Raw genomic sequence first — 15,005 nt, forward strand, 5'->3', positions numbered from 1 at the left:
CATTCTTCCGATGAAGGGCTGGCAAGGGGCCGATAGCCGTGAATCGACTCAGGCCCAGCATCTGTTTCGCGGCCTGGTGCGTGAATGGTTGTGGGTCAGTTTGATCCTGCTGCCCTTGACGGCCGTCTTGTCCCTGAGCCACGGTCTGACGCTGAACAATCTTTTGTATGACAGCCTGCGTCGCTTGAGCCCGTTGCCCGTCGACCCGAAAATTCTCATCGTTACCATCGACGACTACAGCCTGCAGCAGCTTGGCCAGTGGCCATGGCCCCGCGACCTGCACGCACAGTTACTGGATCGGCTCAGTGCGGCGAATGCCAAGGGTGTCTTGTTCGACGTCATCTTCAGCGAGCCGGCCAGCGTTCCGGAAAACGACCAACGCCTGGCCCAGGCGCTCTGCCGAGCCGGGAATGTCTTCGTGCCGTTGCTTCGGGAAGGTGTCGCCCGTTACGGGCAATCTCTTGGCGAAATCGAACCGGTACCACCGCTACGCAGCTGCGCCAAGGGTATCGGGCATATCAACGCCGAGGCGGATGCCGATGGCATCGTGCGCAGTGTGTATTTGCGCGAAGGACCTGCGCACAATCCAAGGGCCCAACTGGCCTGGCTTCTCTATGAGTTGACCCAGCCTATCGATAAGCAGATGCCGGGCTCGCCCTCCTCGTTGACGGCTCAGGGTTGGGAGCGAGCCTATAGGATTCTTGTTCCTTTCATCAGTGCCAACGCCGGTTTCCCCAGCGTCCCTTACGTCAGCGTGTTGCGGGGCGAAGTCCCCCCCGAGTTGCTGCGTGATCGCTTGATCCTGATTGGCTCCACCGCCCCGGGTCTGGGAGACCGTTATGTCACGCCGCAGTCGGCGAGTCTCGGAACGACACCCGGCATCGAGATACAGGCCAATATTCTTAATGGCTTGTTGCAAAAGCGCTGCATCGTCCCCTTGGGCGATGGCTTGGCGATTGCGCTGTCGTTGTCCGTCGTTGCGTTTCTGCTTGGCTTGCTGTTGTTACGTCCACGGCATGCGCTTTGGCTGACTCTGGGTTGCATGGGAGGTGCTCTGCTGGCGTCCTGCCTGTTGTTGCGACTGGGCTGGTGGTGGTCACCGGCCGCCAGCCTGCTGGGGTTATTACTGGGTTATCTGATCTGGAACTGGCGTCGCTTGAGCGTTGTGCTGGCCTACTTCGGCTGGGAACTGGCGCGCCTCGACAGTGAGCCCAAGGTGCTCCCGGAACGCCGCCGTACTCAGGCCCCGGCTGGAGATCGGCTGCAGGAGCAGATTGTCGCGCTGGAACAGGCCATGACCCGCACCCGTGACACGCGTCGCTTTATCGCCGACGGGCTGGAGTATCTTCCGGTCGCCACGCTGATCAGCGATCCGCATGGGCAGATCCTGCTGGCAAACCGCAATGCCCGCGCATTGTTCTCCAATAGCCTGGTTGGCGAAAACCTGCTCGATCAACTGGCCAGTCTCGGCTACCCAAGCTTGATCGATGGCGCACGGCCGCCGTTGTCGGCGCTGGAGATTGTCGAGTTCCGCGACACGCAGGAGCGTAGCTTGCGCCTGGACCTGGCTGCGCTGTTACCGGTGGGAGGCGAGATGGCGATTGGCTGGTTGCTCAGCCTCACTGACTTGAGCGTCGAGCGCGATGCCGAGCAGCAACGGGCGGTGCTGTTGCGCTTTCTTTCCCATGACTTGCGTGCACCGCATTCGGCAATCCTGGCCTTACTCGATATACAACGCCACCAAGCGCCTGGCGATTCACAGATGTTCAACCAGATCGAGCTGCAAGTGCGCAGAGCCTTGAGCCTTACCGAGGCGTTTGTGCAGTTGGCGAAAGCCGAGTCGGAGGCCTATCAATTCGAGCCAAGCATATTCGCGATGCTGATACTGGATGCATTCGATCAGGCCATAACCATCGCCCAGCTAAAGAATGTTCAGCTTGTTCACGATCTGGATGAAGAGGCGGAAGGGATGGTCTCGGCTGACCAATCCCTGCTGACCCGTGCACTGTTCAATCTGCTGGAAAACGCCATCAAATACAGCCCGGCAGGTTCGCGTATCACGGTGCATATGAGTTGCATTGAAGGCTGGTTGAGCTGCGAGATCGCGGATCAGGGCAAAGGTATCGCCGCCGATGAGCTGCCTCGGCTGTTCAGCCAGTACCAACGATTTGCTTCGGCCCAAGGCAGTGATGGTCTGGGGCTGGGGCTTTCAATGGTCAAAGCAGTCGTCGATCGGCATGGCGGAAGGATTTTCTGTGAAAGCATGGTGGGGCAAGGCACCACCTTCAGTCTTCAGCTTCCCCTGCTGGAGGAGTGATATTCAACAGGCAAAGAAAACCGGTCTCAAGGACTAATGCCGGTCAGTTAAGGAATTTTAAGTTCAGCACTGTCCCCCGTAGCAGCTGCCGAAGGCTGCGTCCGGCGGCGAAGCCGTCGCAAATCCTGCTTCCACGATTTGTCTGGAATACCGCAGTGACTGTTTTACGACTGCTGCGCAGCCGGACGCAGGCTTCGCCAGCTGCTACGGTTCGCGTAATGCCTTAACTGACTGGCATTGGTCTCAAGGACCGGTTTTTTTATTGCCATAAAAACTTATGCACGTTTTTTGTCGTTTTATTAGCTTAAGAAATATCTATATAAATCATATAGTTATTTGATGAAACAGGCGGTTTTCAACAAAACGGTACACAGGTTATCCACAAAATCTCAGACAGCCATTTTTTCCGGTTCAGCGGTGATGGGCGGCAGGGAGCCCATGTCTCGTTGAGCCTGCTCGTTCCAGGCTGCAACCCGGTCATTGAGTTCGGCAATCGCACGCGGCCCGGCGCCTTCGGCATACATCGGTGCGCCGATGACCACTGTGATAGTGCCAGCCTTTTTAGCCCAGCCGGTCTTCGGCCAGAACTTGCCGGCGTTGTGCGCAATCGGCAGAACCGGTAGTGCAGCGTTGACCGCTAACGCCGTACCGCCCCGGGAAAACTTGCCGAGTGTGCCGAATGGAACACGCGTGCCTTCCGGGAAGATCAGCACCCAGACACCATCCTTGAGCAGCTCGTCGCCCTTCTTGGCCACATGCTTGAGCGCTGCCTTGGGGTTGTCACGGTCGATGGCAATCGGACGCAACATGGCCATGGCCCAGCCGAAAAACGGCACATAGAGCAACTCGCGCTTGAGCACCTGGCTCAAGGGCTGAAAGTAGGCCGAGAGGAAGAACGTCTCCCAGGTACTTTGATGGTTAGACAGAATCACGCATGGCTGTTCGGGCACGTTCTCGGCGCCCTTCACTTCAAAGCGGATATCGAGAAATACCTTGCTCAACCACAGCGCACAACGGCACCAGTACACGTTGATAAAACGATAACGTGCCTTGAACGGTAAAAAAGGCGCGATAAAAAAGCTGAGGCTGCACCAGAGCAACGAGGTGGTGCCCAGCAGCAGGTAAAAGAAGAAAGTTCTGATTGCCTGCAGGATCGACATAGCGGCATTTGCCTATTAAAAGCGCACTCCGGAACTGTCCTTGGTCAGGATGTCAGAAGCGCTCTATTTGTGGATAAGTTCAGTTGCGCACAAGTTCTGCGGCAACCGCCGCCAGATCGTCAAAAATCAAGGTGCCCACCGGTAGGTTTTTGCCCAGTGTCTCTTCGCCTTTCCCGGTTTTAACCAAAACTGGCTGAGAGTCGACGGCTTTTGCAGCTTCCAGGTCACCGAGACTGTCGCCGACAAACCATAGGCTGGTCAGCGCCACGTCGTAATGAGCGGCGATGGTTTTGAGCATGCCGGGTTTCGGCTTGCGGCAATCGCAGCCTTCATCGGGTCCGTGAGGACAATAGACGACGAGCCCGAGTTCGCCACCCTGCTCCGCCACCAGCGAGCGCAAGCGCTCGTGCATGGCGTCCAGGGTCGCGACATCGTAGTAGCCGCGAGCGATACCGGACTGGTTGGTAGCAACCGCTACCGTCCAGCCGGCTTTGCTCAACTGCGCGATGGCTTCGATCGAGCCAGGGAGCGGAATCCACTCCTCCACTGACTTGATATAAGCGTCGGAGTCGTAATTGATCACCCCGTCCCGATCGAGAATCAGCAGTTTCAAGCCCCGCTCCTTAAACCATTAGCCCAGCAGCGAAATATCGGCAACACCGAGGAACAACCCACGCAAACGTGCCAGCAACGCATAACGGTTGGCACGCACCTTGGCGTCTTCAGCATTAACCATCACGGCTTCGAAGAACGCATCGACCGGCTCGCGCAACGCTGCCAGACGCGCCAGCGATTCACTGTACTGACGCGCCGCAGCCATTGGCTGGACCGCCTGATCAGCCTGCTGGATCGCCGAGTACAGCGAGAATTCATTGGCGTTGTCGAAGTACTTGGCTTCGACGGTGCTCGGGATCGAGCCTTCGGCCTTGCTCAGCAGGTTCGATACGCGCTTGTTCACGGCAGCCAATGCAGCCGCTTCCGGCAATTTGCGGAACGCTTGCACCGCTTGCACGCGCTGATCGAAGTCCAGAGCCGAACCCGGTTTCAGGGCACGTACCGAGAGGTAGGTGGCGACATCCACGCCTTCGTCTTCGTAACGGGCACGCAGACGGTCGAAGATGAACTCCAGCACCGAATCAGCCAGGCCGGCAGCCTTGACCTTGGCGCCGAACGCGGCGACGGCGAAGGCCACGGCGTCGGTCAGGTCCAGCTCGAGCTTCTTGTCGATCAGGATCCGCAACACGCCGAGCGCGGCACGACGCAGGGCATACGGGTCTTTGCTACCGGTTGGCAGCATGCCGACACCGAAGATGCCGACCAGGGTGTCGAGCTTGTCGGCGATCGCCACGGCCGCACCGGTCAGGGTGGTCGGCAGTTCAGCGCCGGCACCGCGCGGCATGTATTGCTCGTTCAGCGCCAGTGCGACGTCTTGCGGCTCTCCATCGTTGAGGGCGTAGTAGTAACCGGCGACACCTTGCATCTCCGGGAACTCACCGACCATCTCGGTTGCCAGATCACACTTGGACAACAGGCCGGCCCGCGCCGCCCATTGAGCGTTGCCGCCAATGTGTGGCGCGATGAACGCGGCAAGTTTGGAAACGCGCTCGGCCTTGTCATAGACGCTGCCGAGTTTTTCCTGGAACACCACGTTCTGCAGGCGCAGGTTGAAGTCTTCGAGTTTCTGCTTCTTGTCTTGCTTGAAGAAGAATTCGGCGTCGGTCAGGCGTGGGCGAACCACTTTCTCGTTACCGTCGATGATCTGCTGCGGGTCTTTGCTCTCGATGTTGGCCACGGTAATGAAACGTGGCAGCAACTTGCCGTCGGCATCCAGCAGGCAGAAGTACTTCTGGTTGTCCTGCATGGTAGTGATCAGGGCTTCTTGCGGCACATCGAGGAAACGCTCCTCGAACGAGCACACCAGCGGCACTGGCCATTCCACCAGCGCGGTCACTTCGTCGAGCAGGCTCGGCGGCACGATCGCAGTGCCTTCCTGCATCGTTGCCAGCTCGGTGGTGCGCTTGCTGATCAGCTCGCGGCGCTCATTGGCATCGGCCAATACGTAAGCGGCGCGCAGGTCGTTCAGGTAGTTGGCAGGCGAAGTGATGCGCACGCTTTGCGGGTGATGGAAGCGGTGACCACGGGAGTCGCGACCGGCCTTCTGAGCAAGGATGGTGCAGTCGATGACCTGGTCACCGAGCAGCATCACCAGCCACTGCGTCGGGCGAACGAATTCTTCCTTGCGAGCGCCCCAGCGCATGCGCTTCGGAATCGGCAGGTCGTTCAGGGAGTCCTCGACGATAGTCGGTAGCAGACTGGCGGTCGGCTTGCCTTCGATACGTTGGCTGTAGCGCAGTTTCGCACCGCTCTGATCGACTTCGCTCAGGTCAACGCCGCACTTCTTGGCGAAGCCCAGGGCGGCCTGGGTCGGGTTGCCTTCGGCATCGAAGGCGGCCTGACGTGGCGGGCCGTCGAGGTTGATGCTGCGATCCGGCTGTTGGGTGGCCAGTTTGGTGATCAGCACGGCCAGACGACGCGGTGCGGCGTAGACCTGCTTGGCTTCAAAGCCCAGGCCAGCGGCCAGCAGGCCCTTCTCGATACCGGCGAGGAACGCATCGGCCAAGGTGTTCAGGGCCTTGGGTGGCAGCTCTTCGGTGCCCAGTTCAACCAGGAAATCTTGAGCACTCATTGTGCAGCCTCCAGCTTAGCCAACACTTCATCACGCAAATCCGGGGTCGCCATCGGGAAGCCCAGCTTGGCACGAGCCAGCAAGTAGGCTTGCGCAACGGAACGCGCCAGGGTGCGTACACGCAGAATGTATTGCTGACGCGCCGTCACCGAGATCGCCCGGCGTGCATCCAGCAGGTTGAAGGTGTGCGAGGCCTTCAGCACCATTTCATAGCTTGGCAGTGGCAGCGGTTGATCGAGCTCGATCAGGCGCTTGGCTTCGCTTTCATAGAAGTCGAACAGTTCGAACAGCTTCTCGACGTTGGCGTGTTCGAAGTTGTAGGTCGACTGCTCCACTTCGTTCTGGTGGAACACATCGCCGTAGGTCACTTTGCCGAACGGACCGTCAGCCCAGACCAGATCGTAGACCGAATCCACGCCTTGCAGGTACATGGCCAGACGCTCGAGACCGTAGGTGATCTCGCCGGTCACTGGGTAGCACTCGATGCCGCCCGCTGCCTGGAAGTAGGTGAACTGGGTCACTTCCATGCCGTTGAGCCAGACTTCCCAGCCCAGACCCCAGGCGCCGAGGGTCGGCGATTCCCAGTTGTCTTCGACGAAACGGATGTCGTGCACCAATGGGTCAAGGCCCACGTGCTTGAGCGAGCCCAGGTACAGTTCCTGGAAATTGTCCGGGTTCGGCTTCAGGACTACCTGGAACTGGTAGTAGTGCTGCAGACGGTTCGGGTTTTCGCCGTAGCGGCCGTCAGTCGGGCGACGACTGGGCTGCACATAAGCGGCGTTCCAGGTTTCCGGGCCGATGGCGCGCAGAAACGTGGCGGTATGGAAAGTGCCGGCGCCTACTTCCATATCGTAGGGCTGAAGTACCACACAACCTTGCTCGGCCCAGTATTGCTGGAGGGCGAGGATCAAGTCTTGGAAGGTACGCACGGCTGGCGTAGGCTGGCTCACGAAATTCACCTGTTTCTTGGGCTGCGATTTAAAGAGCGGGAGTATACCCGATTCGTTCGTCCGCACGCCCCCTGGAGCCTTATGCCACGCTGCTTTTGGTGTTCCGAAGATCCGCTGTACATGGCTTATCACGATCAAGAGTGGGGCGTACCGCTACGCGATGCGCAGCGCTTGTTCGAGTTGCTTTTGCTCGAAGGGTTCCAGGCCGGTCTGTCATGGATCACCGTGCTGAGGAAACGCGAACGCTACCGTGAGGCGCTGTTCGGCTTCGACGTGCAGCGCGTGGCGCAGATGAGCGACGCCGAAATCGACGATTTGATGCTCGATCCGGGGATCATTCGCAACCGTCTCAAACTCAATGCCGCCCGGCGCAATGCCCAGGCCTGGATGGCGCTGGAAGACCCGGTGGCGCTGCTCTGGTCGTTTGTCGGCGGCGTTCCGAAGATCAATCATTTCAAGGATCGCAGCGAAGTGCCGGCCGTGACGCCCGAGGCCGAAGCGATGAGCAAAGGTTTGAAGAAAGCCGGCTTCACGTTTGTCGGCCCGACCATTTGCTATGCCCTGATGCAGGCCTCGGGCATGGTCATGGATCACACCACCGATTGTGATCGCTACGCCATCTTGCGCAGTGGGCGGTTAGAATAGCCGGCTCGCGATACGGATCATTACGTCGGTTCAGAAGATCAGGAGTGACCTGTGGATAAGTTTAAAGGCGCCTTGCTGGTAGGCGCTCTGCGGTTGTTTGCCCTGCTCCCGTGGCGGGCGGTGCAAGCGGTAGGCGCGGCAATTGGCTGGGTCATGTGGAAAACCCCCAGCCGTTCCCGCGACGTGGTGCGCATCAACCTCGCCAAATGTTTCCCGGAGATGGACGCCGCCGAGCGTGAGCGTCTGGTCGGGCAAAGCCTGATGGATATTGGCAAGTCGCTGACCGAAAGCGCCTGTGCCTGGATCTGGCCTGCCCAACGCTCTATCGACCTGGTGCGTGAAGTCGAAGGTCTGGATGTACTGAAAGAAGCGTTGGCCTCAGGCAAGGGCGTGGTCGGTATCACCAGCCACCTCGGCAACTGGGAAGTGTTGAATCACTTCTATTGCAGTCAGTGCAAACCGATCATTTTCTATCGGCCACCCAAACTCAAGGCTGTGGATGAGTTGCTGCGCAAGCAGCGGGTGCAATTGGGCAACCGCGTCGCGGCGTCCACCAAGGAAGGCATCCTCAGCGTTATCAAGGAAGTGCGCAAAGGTGGTGCGGTGGGCATCCCGGCTGACCCGGAACCGGCCGAATCCGCCGGGATTTTCGTGCCGTTCTTCGCGACCAAGGCGCTGACCAGCAAATTCGTGCCGAACATGCTCGCGGGCGGCAAAGCGGTCGGTGTGTTCCTGCATGCCCTGCGCCTGCCCGACGGTTCTGGCTACAAAGTGATCCTCGAAGCCGCGCCAGAAGCCATGTACAGCACCGATACCGAGACTTCCTGCGCGGCGATGAGCCAGGTCGTCGAGAAATACGTGCGGGCTTATCCGAGCCAATACATGTGGAGCATGAAGCGCTTCAAGAAACGTCCGGCGGGCGAGGCGCGCTGGTACTGAGTCTTATCCCGGGCAGGCCTCGCGCCTACAGCTAACTGGCATGATCTGTGGATAGTTTTGGATTCAATGTTATCCACAGCAGTTTGAACAAGGGCGCAGCAGATGTCCGATCACCGCAAATCCTTTCGCATTAAAATCCAGCACGAAAGCTTTGGCGAGTGCCTGGGCCAGACACGCAATCTCTCGGCCAGCAGCGTATACGTGAAACATCCGGCACTCTCGGCGTTGACCAAGGGCGCGGTGGTCTATGGGCAGGTGCAAGACTTGCCGGTGGCTGCGCCGTGGGTGAGTATGGAAGTGGTACAGGTCGACGCCGAAGGCATAGGACTGCGTTATCTCTGAACTGACTGTTTTTTGATCACTTAGCCTGGCGATCAAGCTTCTTCAAAAACACCGTCATTTCCTTTTCCGCCTGTTTGTCGCCATGAGCGCGCGCGGCTTCGAGCCCCTGTTCCCAAGCCTTACGGGCGGCCGGATAGTCCGCCAACGCCAAATGCGCCTTGCCCAGCAGCTTCCAGGCAGCGGAATACTTCGGATCGAAACACACACAGCGTTGCAGATGCTCGGCCGCTTTGGCGTTCTCGCCCAAATCCAGATAGCCCTTGCCCAGACCGAAGCGCAGCAGCGAGTTATCCACACCCTTGGCGAGCATTTTTTCCAGGGATTCGATCATGGGGCAGTGTCCTTCAGTTGATGATCGTTCCCACGCTGCGCATGGGGATGCATCCCGTGACGCTGCGCGTCACATCCGGAGCGGACGCAGAGCGTCCATGGCGGCATTTCCACGCAGAGCGTGGGAACGATCTATTTGTGTGGGTCAAAAAAAGCTCAGCCCAACGTGGAACAGCTTCTCCACATCGCGGATATGTTTTTTATCCACAAGGAACAGAATCACATGGTCGCCGGTCTCGATCACCGTGTCATCGTGGGCGATGATGACTTCTTCGTCGCGAATAATCGCGCCAATGGTGGTTCCCGGAGGCAAACCGATGTTTTCGATGGCGCGGCCGATCACTTTGCTCGACTTGGCATCGCCATGGGCAATCGCTTCAATGGCTTCCGCTGCACCACGGCGCAACGAGTGAACGCTGACGATATCGCCGCGACGCACGTGGGCCAGCAAGGTGCCGATGGTTGCCAACTGCGGGCTGATGGCGATATCGATGTCGCCACCCTGGATCAGGTCGACATAGGCCGGGTTGTTGATGATGGTCATCACCTTTTTCGCGCCCAGGCGTTTGGCCAGCAGCGACGACATGATGTTGGCTTCGTCATCGTTAGTCAGCGCCAGAAAGATATCGGCGTCAGCGATGTTCTCTTCCAGCAGCAAGTCGCGGTCTGATGCGCTGCCCTGCAACACCACGGTGCTGTCGAGGGTATCGGAGAGGTGGCGGCAACGCGCCGGGTTCATCTCGATGATCTTCACCTGATAACGGCTTTCGATGGCTTCGGCCAAGCGCTCGCCAATCTGCCCGCCACCAGCAATCACGATGCGTTTGTAGCTTTCATCGAGGCGGCGCATTTCACTCATTACTGCACGAATATTCGCTTTTGCGGCGATGAAAAATACTTCATCGTCGACCTCAATTATCGTATCGCCCTGGGGCAGGATCGGTCGGTCACGGCGGAAGATGGCTGCAACACGGGTTTCGACATTGGGCATGTGCTCGCGCAACTGCCGCAGTTGCTGACCCACCAGCGGTCCGCCGTAGTAAGCCTTGACCGCCACCAGTTGCGCCTTGCCTTCAGCGAAGTCGATCACTTGCAAGGCACCGGGATGTTCGATCAGGCGCTTGATGTAATTAGTGACGACCTGTTCCGGACTGATCAACACGTCGACCGGAATGGCGTCGTTGTCGAACAGGCCGGCGCGAGTCAAGTAGGCGGCTTCGCGCACGCGAGCGATTTTGGTCGGGGTGTGGAACAGGGTGTGGGCGACCTGACAGGCGATCATGTTGGTTTCGTCGCTGCTGGTCACCGCCACCAGCATGTCGGCATCGTCGGCGCCAGCCTGACGCAGCACTGTCGGGAACGAGCCGCGGCCTTGCACGGTGCGGATATCGAGCCGATCACCGAGATCGCGCAAGCGTTCGCCGTCCGTGTCGACCACGGTGATGTCGTTGGCTTCGCTGGCCAGGTGTTCCGCCAGCGTACCGCCGACCTGCCCTGCGCCGAGGATGATGATTTTCATCCACTCACTCCCTTGAAACCGGTTAACCGCGTGCAGCGGCGATCTTGATCAGCTTGGCGTAGTAAAAACCGTCATGGCCGCCCTCTTGTGCCAGCAACTGCCGGCCGTGGGGTTGTTTCAGACCTGCTGCAGGCTGCCCGAGCTGGCCGGCGATGTCCAACTCACGAGCGCCCGGGGTACGGGTGAGGAAGGCTTCGATGACTTCGGTGTTCTCGGTCGGCAAGGTCGAGCAGGTGGCATACAGCAGGATGCCGCCGACGTCGAGGGTCGGCCACAGGGCGTCGAGCAGTTCGCCTTGCAGCACGGCCAACGCGGCGATGTCGTCAGGTTGACGGGTCAGTTTGATGTCCGGGTGACGGCGGATCACCCCGGTGGCCGAGCATGGCGCGTCCAGCAGAATCCGCTGGAACGGCTTGCCGTCCCACCAGGCAGCGGTGTCGCGACCATCGGCGGCAATCAGCTCAGCGCTGAGGCCAAGACGCTCAAGGTTCTCTTGCACTCGCACCAGGCGCTTGGCTTCCAGATCCACCGCCACCACACCGGCCAGTTTCGGTTCGATTTCCATGATGTGGCAGGTCTTGCCGCCCGGGGCGCAGCAGGCGTCGAGCACTCGTTGGCCCGGCGCCAGGTCCAGCAGGTCGGCGGCCAGTTGCGCGGCTTCGTCCTGCACGCTGATCCAGCCTTCGGCGAAGCCCGGCAGGTTGCGTACATCACCCGGCTCGTCGAGGACAATGCCGTCCTGGCTGTAGAGGCAAGGTTTGCCGACAACACCGGCGTCGCTCAGCAGCTTGAGATAAGCATCGCGAGAATGGTGGCGGCGATTGACCCGCAGAATCATCGGCGGATGGGCGTTGTTCGCCGCGCAGATGGCTTCCCACTGTTCAGGCCAGAAGGCCTTGAGGGATTTTTGCAGCCAGCGCGGATGGGCGGTGCGCACCACCGGGTCGTGTTCCAGCTCGCTCAGCAGCGCTTCGCTTTCGCGCTGAGCACGGCGCAGCACTGCGTTGAGCAGGGCCTTGGCCCAGGGTTTTTTCAACTTTTCAGCGCAACCGACGGTTTCGCCGATGGCGGCGTGGGCCGGCACGCGGGTGTAGAGCAATTGGTAGAGACCGACCAACAGCAACGCCTCGACATCGGCGTCTGCAGCCTTGAACGGCTTTTGCAGCAGCTTGGCCGCCAACGCCGATAAGCGCGGTTGCCAGCGGGCGGTGCCGAAGGCCAGATCCTGGGTGAAACCACGATCACGTATTTCCACCTTGTCCAGTTGCGTCGGCAAGGAGCTGTTGAGTGAGGCTTTACCGTTGAGTACAGCCGTCAGGGCTTTGGCGGCGGCCAGACGCGGGTTCATTGGGCATCCACCGCTTGACCCAGCACGGTACCGACGGCGAATTTCTCGCGGCGGCTATTGAACAAGTCGCTGAAGTTCAGCGCCTTGCCGCCGGGCAATTGCAGACGGGTCAGGCACAAGGCCTGCTCGCCGCAAGCGACGATCAGGCCGTCCTTGCTGGCGCTGAGAACCTCACCCGGCGCGCCTTGGCCATCGGCGAGGTTCGCAGAGAGGACTTTCAGGGCTTCGCCATTGAGGGTGCTGTGGCAGATCGGCCAAGGATTGAACGCGCGAACCAGGCGTTCCAGCTCGACGGCCGGACGGTTCCAGTCGATGCGCGCTTCGTCCTTGTTCAGCTTGTGAGCGTAGGTGGCGAGGCTGTCGTCTTGCACTTCGCCTTCCAGAGTGCCTGCGGCCAGACCGGCGATGGCCTGAACCACGGCCGGCGGGCCCATCTCGGCGAGACGGTCATGCAGGCTGCCGCCGGTGTCGTCGGCGCTGATCGGGGTGGTGACCTTGAGCAGCATCGGCCCAGTGTCCAGGCCTGCTTCCATACGCATCACCGTCACACCGCTTTGGGTATCACCGGCTTCGACGGCGCGCTGAATCGGCGCCGCACCGCGCCAGCGTGGCAGCAACGAAGCGTGGCTGTTGATGCAGCCCAGGCGTGGGATATCCAGCACCACTTGCGGCAGGATCAGGCCGTACGCCACCACCACCAGCAAGTCCGGCTTCAGAGCCGCAAGTTCAGCCTGGGCCGCTGCGTCGCGCAGGGTCGGTGGCTGCAAAACGGCAATGTTGTGCTGCTCGGCGAGTTGCTTGACCGGGCTTGGCATCAGCTTTTGCCCACGGCCCGCCGGACGGTCCGGCTGGGTGTAGACCGCAACGATCTCATAAGGGCTGTCGAGCAGGGCCTTGAGGTGTTCAGCGGCAAATTCGGGGGTGCCGGCAAAGACGATGCGCAGTGGCTCAGTCATGTGAGAAGTCTCGCAAAAGAAAAAGGCTTGCCGCAGCAAGCCTTTGGAAGAAGGGAATCAAGCGTGCTGGCGATGTAGTTTTTCCAGCTTCTTCTTGATCCGGTCGCGTTTGAGCGTGGACAGGTAGTCGACGAACAACTTGCCATTGAGGTGATCGCATTCGTGCTGAATGCACACCGCCAGCAGGCCGTCGGCGATGAGCTCATAAGGCTGGCCGTCACGGTCCAGTGCGTGGATCTTCACGCGCTGCGGGCGATCGACGTTTTCGTAGAAGCCCGGTACCGAGAGGCAGCCTTCCTGATACTGGCCCATCTCGTCAGTCAGGACTTCAAACTCGGGGTTGATGAACACCCGTGGCTCGCTGCGGTCTTCGGAGAGGTCCATGACCACCACGCGTTTGTGCACGTTGACCTGGGTCGCAGCCAGGCCGATGCCGGGTGCTTCATACATTGTTTCAAACATGTCATCGACCAACTGACGCACTTCGTCGTCCACTACAGCCACAGGTTTGGCGATAGTGCGCAGGCGCGAGTCAGGGAATTCGAGGATGTCTAAAATGGCCATAGGCGTAATTGCTGCACGTGTGAGTAAAGTCAAAGTCGGTGCCTGGTGGGTCCGTAGACTCAGGCTGCCGTTGTAAAACGTTCTCCTGGAAGGGAGCAAGCCTCGGGGGGCTCTGGCGTTTCACGCGAACGTACATAATAAAGGGATTCACTGCATGAGGAAATCACTACTCGCCCTGCTGCTGTTGGCCTTGGCCGGTATCGCGCAGGCGCAAGTGCAACTCAAGGACGGTTTTCCACAGCATTACACCGTAGTGGCTGGTGACACACTCTGGGATATTTCCGGGAAATTTCTCCGGGAACTCTGGAAGTGGCCGCAGATCTGGCAGGTCAATCCGCACATTGAAAACCCCAATCTCCTCTACCCCGGCGACTCGCTGTCACTGGTCTACGTCAACGGCCAGCCACGCTTGACCCTCAATCGTGGGGCTTCACGGGGCACCATCACACTATCACCGCAAATCCGCCGCACGCCGGTGGCCGATGCCGTTGCGAGCGTTCCTCTGCAGACGATCAACAGCTTCTTGCTGAATAACCGTATCGTCGACACGGTCGAGGTGTTCGACAAGGCGCCATACATCGTCGCCGGCGATGCCGAGCGGGTGCTCAGCGGTACGGGCGACCGAATCTATGCCCGCGGCAAGTTCGGCCCGGCGCAATCGGTCTATGGCATCTTCCGTCAGGGTAAGGTCTACATAGACCCACAGAGTAAAGAGTTCCTCGGGATCAACGCCGACGATATCGGCGCCGGTGAAATCCTTGCCACTGAAGGTGATGTCGCCACGCTGGCCCTGCAACGCACGACCCAGGAGGTTCGCCTCGGCGACCGATTGTTCAGTGGCGAGGAACGGGCGATCAATTCGAATTTTATGCCCAGCTCGCCACAAAACGAGATCAACGGCGTGATTATCGATGTGCCACGCGGTGTGACGCAGATTGGCGTGCTCGACGTGGTGACCCTGAACAAGGGCTATCGTGATGGCTTGGTCGAAGGCAACGTGCTGGCGGTGATGAAAACCGGGGAAACCGTTCGTGATCGCGTGACGGGCAGCGAGGTGAAAATCCCCGATGAGCGCGCCGGATTGCTGATGGTGTTCCGCACTTATGAAAAGCTCAGCTATGGCCTGGTATTGAATGCATCGCGCTCTTTGGCGGTGATGGACAAGGTCAAAAATCCTTAAAAAAACGGAAACTCTCAACAAGTTACCAACAGACTTATCCACAGCTTGTTCCTGTCTGAGCAGGACTTA

General features: G+C 59.5%; 14 protein-coding genes. 5 read left to right on the plus strand and 9 right to left on the minus strand.

Features of this window, described 5'->3' with window-relative positions:
• Positions 1 to 10 precede the first annotated feature (10 nt).
• Positions 11 to 2,317, plus strand: a complete 2,307-nt coding sequence (locus AC07VR_RS04025; protein WP_495010514.1) for a CHASE2 domain-containing protein — start codon at positions 11 to 13, stop codon at positions 2,315 to 2,317.
• 389 nt (positions 2,318 to 2,706) lie between these two features.
• Here AC07VR_RS04025 and AC07VR_RS04030 read toward each other — a convergent pair whose 3' ends face one another.
• The 4 genes from AC07VR_RS04030 to glyQ form a co-directional block, all read right to left on the minus strand.
• The gene (locus AC07VR_RS04030; RefSeq protein WP_494991069.1) at positions 2,707 to 3,477 is read right to left on the minus strand and encodes a lysophospholipid acyltransferase family protein; all 771 of its coding nucleotides are present in this window, start codon (positions 3,475 to 3,477) and stop codon (positions 2,707 to 2,709) included.
• Positions 3,478 to 3,556: 79 nt separating this feature from the next.
• Positions 3,557 to 4,090 (minus strand): D-glycero-beta-D-manno-heptose 1,7-bisphosphate 7-phosphatase, encoded by a 534-nt coding sequence (gmhB, locus tag AC07VR_RS04035; protein ID WP_494991070.1) that lies wholly within the window; start codon positions 4,088 to 4,090, stop codon positions 3,557 to 3,559.
• Between the two features lie 18 nt (positions 4,091 to 4,108).
• Entirely contained in the window at positions 4,109 to 6,163 is a 2,055-nt protein-coding gene (glyS, locus tag AC07VR_RS04040) for a glycine--tRNA ligase subunit beta (protein WP_495010515.1), read from the minus strand.
• Complete coding sequence (gene glyQ, locus AC07VR_RS04045; RefSeq protein ID WP_031319418.1) at positions 6,160 to 7,113, minus strand: glycine--tRNA ligase subunit alpha; 954 nt, start codon at positions 7,111 to 7,113, stop codon at positions 6,160 to 6,162. Before glyQ ends, glyS begins: the two co-directional genes overlap by 4 nt.
• Positions 7,114 to 7,194: 81 nt before the next feature.
• Between glyQ and AC07VR_RS04050 the strand changes: the two genes are divergently transcribed.
• From AC07VR_RS04050 to AC07VR_RS04060, 3 genes are all read left to right on the plus strand, one after another.
• On the plus strand, positions 7,195 to 7,758 hold the full coding sequence (locus tag AC07VR_RS04050) for a DNA-3-methyladenine glycosylase I (RefSeq protein ID WP_493062793.1): 564 nt from the start codon (positions 7,195 to 7,197) through the stop codon (positions 7,756 to 7,758).
• 51 nt (positions 7,759 to 7,809) lie between these two features.
• Positions 7,810 to 8,697, plus strand: coding sequence for a lysophospholipid acyltransferase (locus tag AC07VR_RS04055; RefSeq protein WP_495010516.1), 888 nt, complete (start codon positions 7,810 to 7,812; stop codon positions 8,695 to 8,697).
• A 102-nt stretch (positions 8,698 to 8,799) separates the two neighbouring features.
• Positions 8,800 to 9,039: a PilZ domain-containing protein gene (locus AC07VR_RS04060; protein ID WP_495010517.1), complete on the plus strand. Its 240-nt coding sequence runs from the start codon at positions 8,800 to 8,802 to the stop codon at positions 9,037 to 9,039.
• A 16-nt stretch (positions 9,040 to 9,055) separates the two neighbouring features.
• Here AC07VR_RS04060 and AC07VR_RS04065 read toward each other — a convergent pair whose 3' ends face one another.
• The 5 genes from AC07VR_RS04065 to def form a co-directional block, all read right to left on the minus strand.
• Positions 9,056 to 9,370, minus strand: coding sequence for a tetratricopeptide repeat protein (locus AC07VR_RS04065; RefSeq protein WP_494991074.1), 315 nt, complete (start codon positions 9,368 to 9,370; stop codon positions 9,056 to 9,058).
• Positions 9,371 to 9,514: 144 nt separating this feature from the next.
• The gene (gene trkA, locus AC07VR_RS04070) at positions 9,515 to 10,888 is read right to left on the minus strand and encodes a Trk system potassium transporter TrkA (protein WP_495010518.1); all 1,374 of its coding nucleotides are present in this window, start codon (positions 10,886 to 10,888) and stop codon (positions 9,515 to 9,517) included.
• A 22-nt stretch (positions 10,889 to 10,910) separates the two neighbouring features.
• Positions 10,911 to 12,236, minus strand: a complete 1,326-nt coding sequence (gene rsmB, locus AC07VR_RS04075) for a 16S rRNA (cytosine(967)-C(5))-methyltransferase RsmB (RefSeq protein WP_494991076.1) — start codon at positions 12,234 to 12,236, stop codon at positions 10,911 to 10,913.
• The gene (gene fmt / locus AC07VR_RS04080; protein WP_494991077.1) at positions 12,233 to 13,192 is read right to left on the minus strand and encodes a methionyl-tRNA formyltransferase; all 960 of its coding nucleotides are present in this window, start codon (positions 13,190 to 13,192) and stop codon (positions 12,233 to 12,235) included. The genes rsmB and fmt overlap by 4 nt, the downstream gene beginning before the upstream one ends.
• A 57-nt stretch (positions 13,193 to 13,249) precedes the next feature.
• Positions 13,250 to 13,756 carry a peptide deformylase gene (gene def / locus AC07VR_RS04085; RefSeq protein WP_494991078.1) on the minus strand — a complete coding sequence of 169 codons (507 nt, stop codon included), beginning with the start codon at positions 13,754 to 13,756 and terminating at the stop codon, positions 13,250 to 13,252.
• 154 nt (positions 13,757 to 13,910) lie between these two features.
• On the opposite strand from def, the gene AC07VR_RS04090 reads away from it, so the two are divergent.
• Positions 13,911 to 14,936, plus strand: coding sequence for a LysM peptidoglycan-binding domain-containing protein (locus AC07VR_RS04090; protein ID WP_495010519.1), 1,026 nt, complete (start codon positions 13,911 to 13,913; stop codon positions 14,934 to 14,936).
• Positions 14,937 to 15,005: the final 69 nt, after the last annotated feature.

The sequence above is a fragment of the Pseudomonas sp. GW821-FHT02H09 genome, from assembly GCF_059421425.1.

What these genes read in the sequence shown, in the direction of transcription:
- fmt (WP_494991077.1), bottom strand. Translation starts at nt 13,192, where the DNA reads ATGACTGAGCCACTGCGCATCGTCTTTGCCGGCACCCCCGAATTTGCC.
- AC07VR_RS04050 (WP_493062793.1), top strand. Translation starts at nt 7,195, where the DNA reads ATGCCACGCTGCTTTTGGTGTTCCGAAGATCCGCTGTACATGGCTTAT.
- def (WP_494991078.1), bottom strand. Translation starts at nt 13,756, where the DNA reads ATGGCCATTTTAGACATCCTCGAATTCCCTGACTCGCGCCTGCGCACT.
- AC07VR_RS04065 (WP_494991074.1), bottom strand. Translation starts at nt 9,370, where the DNA reads ATGATCGAATCCCTGGAAAAAATGCTCGCCAAGGGTGTGGATAACTCG.
- trkA (WP_495010518.1), bottom strand. Translation starts at nt 10,888, where the DNA reads ATGAAAATCATCATCCTCGGCGCAGGGCAGGTCGGCGGTACGCTGGCG.
- rsmB (WP_494991076.1), bottom strand. Translation starts at nt 12,236, where the DNA reads ATGAACCCGCGTCTGGCCGCCGCCAAAGCCCTGACGGCTGTACTCAAC.
- AC07VR_RS04090 (WP_495010519.1), top strand. Translation starts at nt 13,911, where the DNA reads ATGAGGAAATCACTACTCGCCCTGCTGCTGTTGGCCTTGGCCGGTATC.
- AC07VR_RS04060 (WP_495010517.1), top strand. Translation starts at nt 8,800, where the DNA reads ATGTCCGATCACCGCAAATCCTTTCGCATTAAAATCCAGCACGAAAGC.
- AC07VR_RS04030 (WP_494991069.1), bottom strand. Translation starts at nt 3,477, where the DNA reads ATGTCGATCCTGCAGGCAATCAGAACTTTCTTCTTTTACCTGCTGCTG.
- AC07VR_RS04025 (WP_495010514.1), top strand. Translation starts at nt 11, where the DNA reads ATGAAGGGCTGGCAAGGGGCCGATAGCCGTGAATCGACTCAGGCCCAG.
- glyS (WP_495010515.1), bottom strand. Translation starts at nt 6,163, where the DNA reads ATGAGTGCTCAAGATTTCCTGGTTGAACTGGGCACCGAAGAGCTGCCA.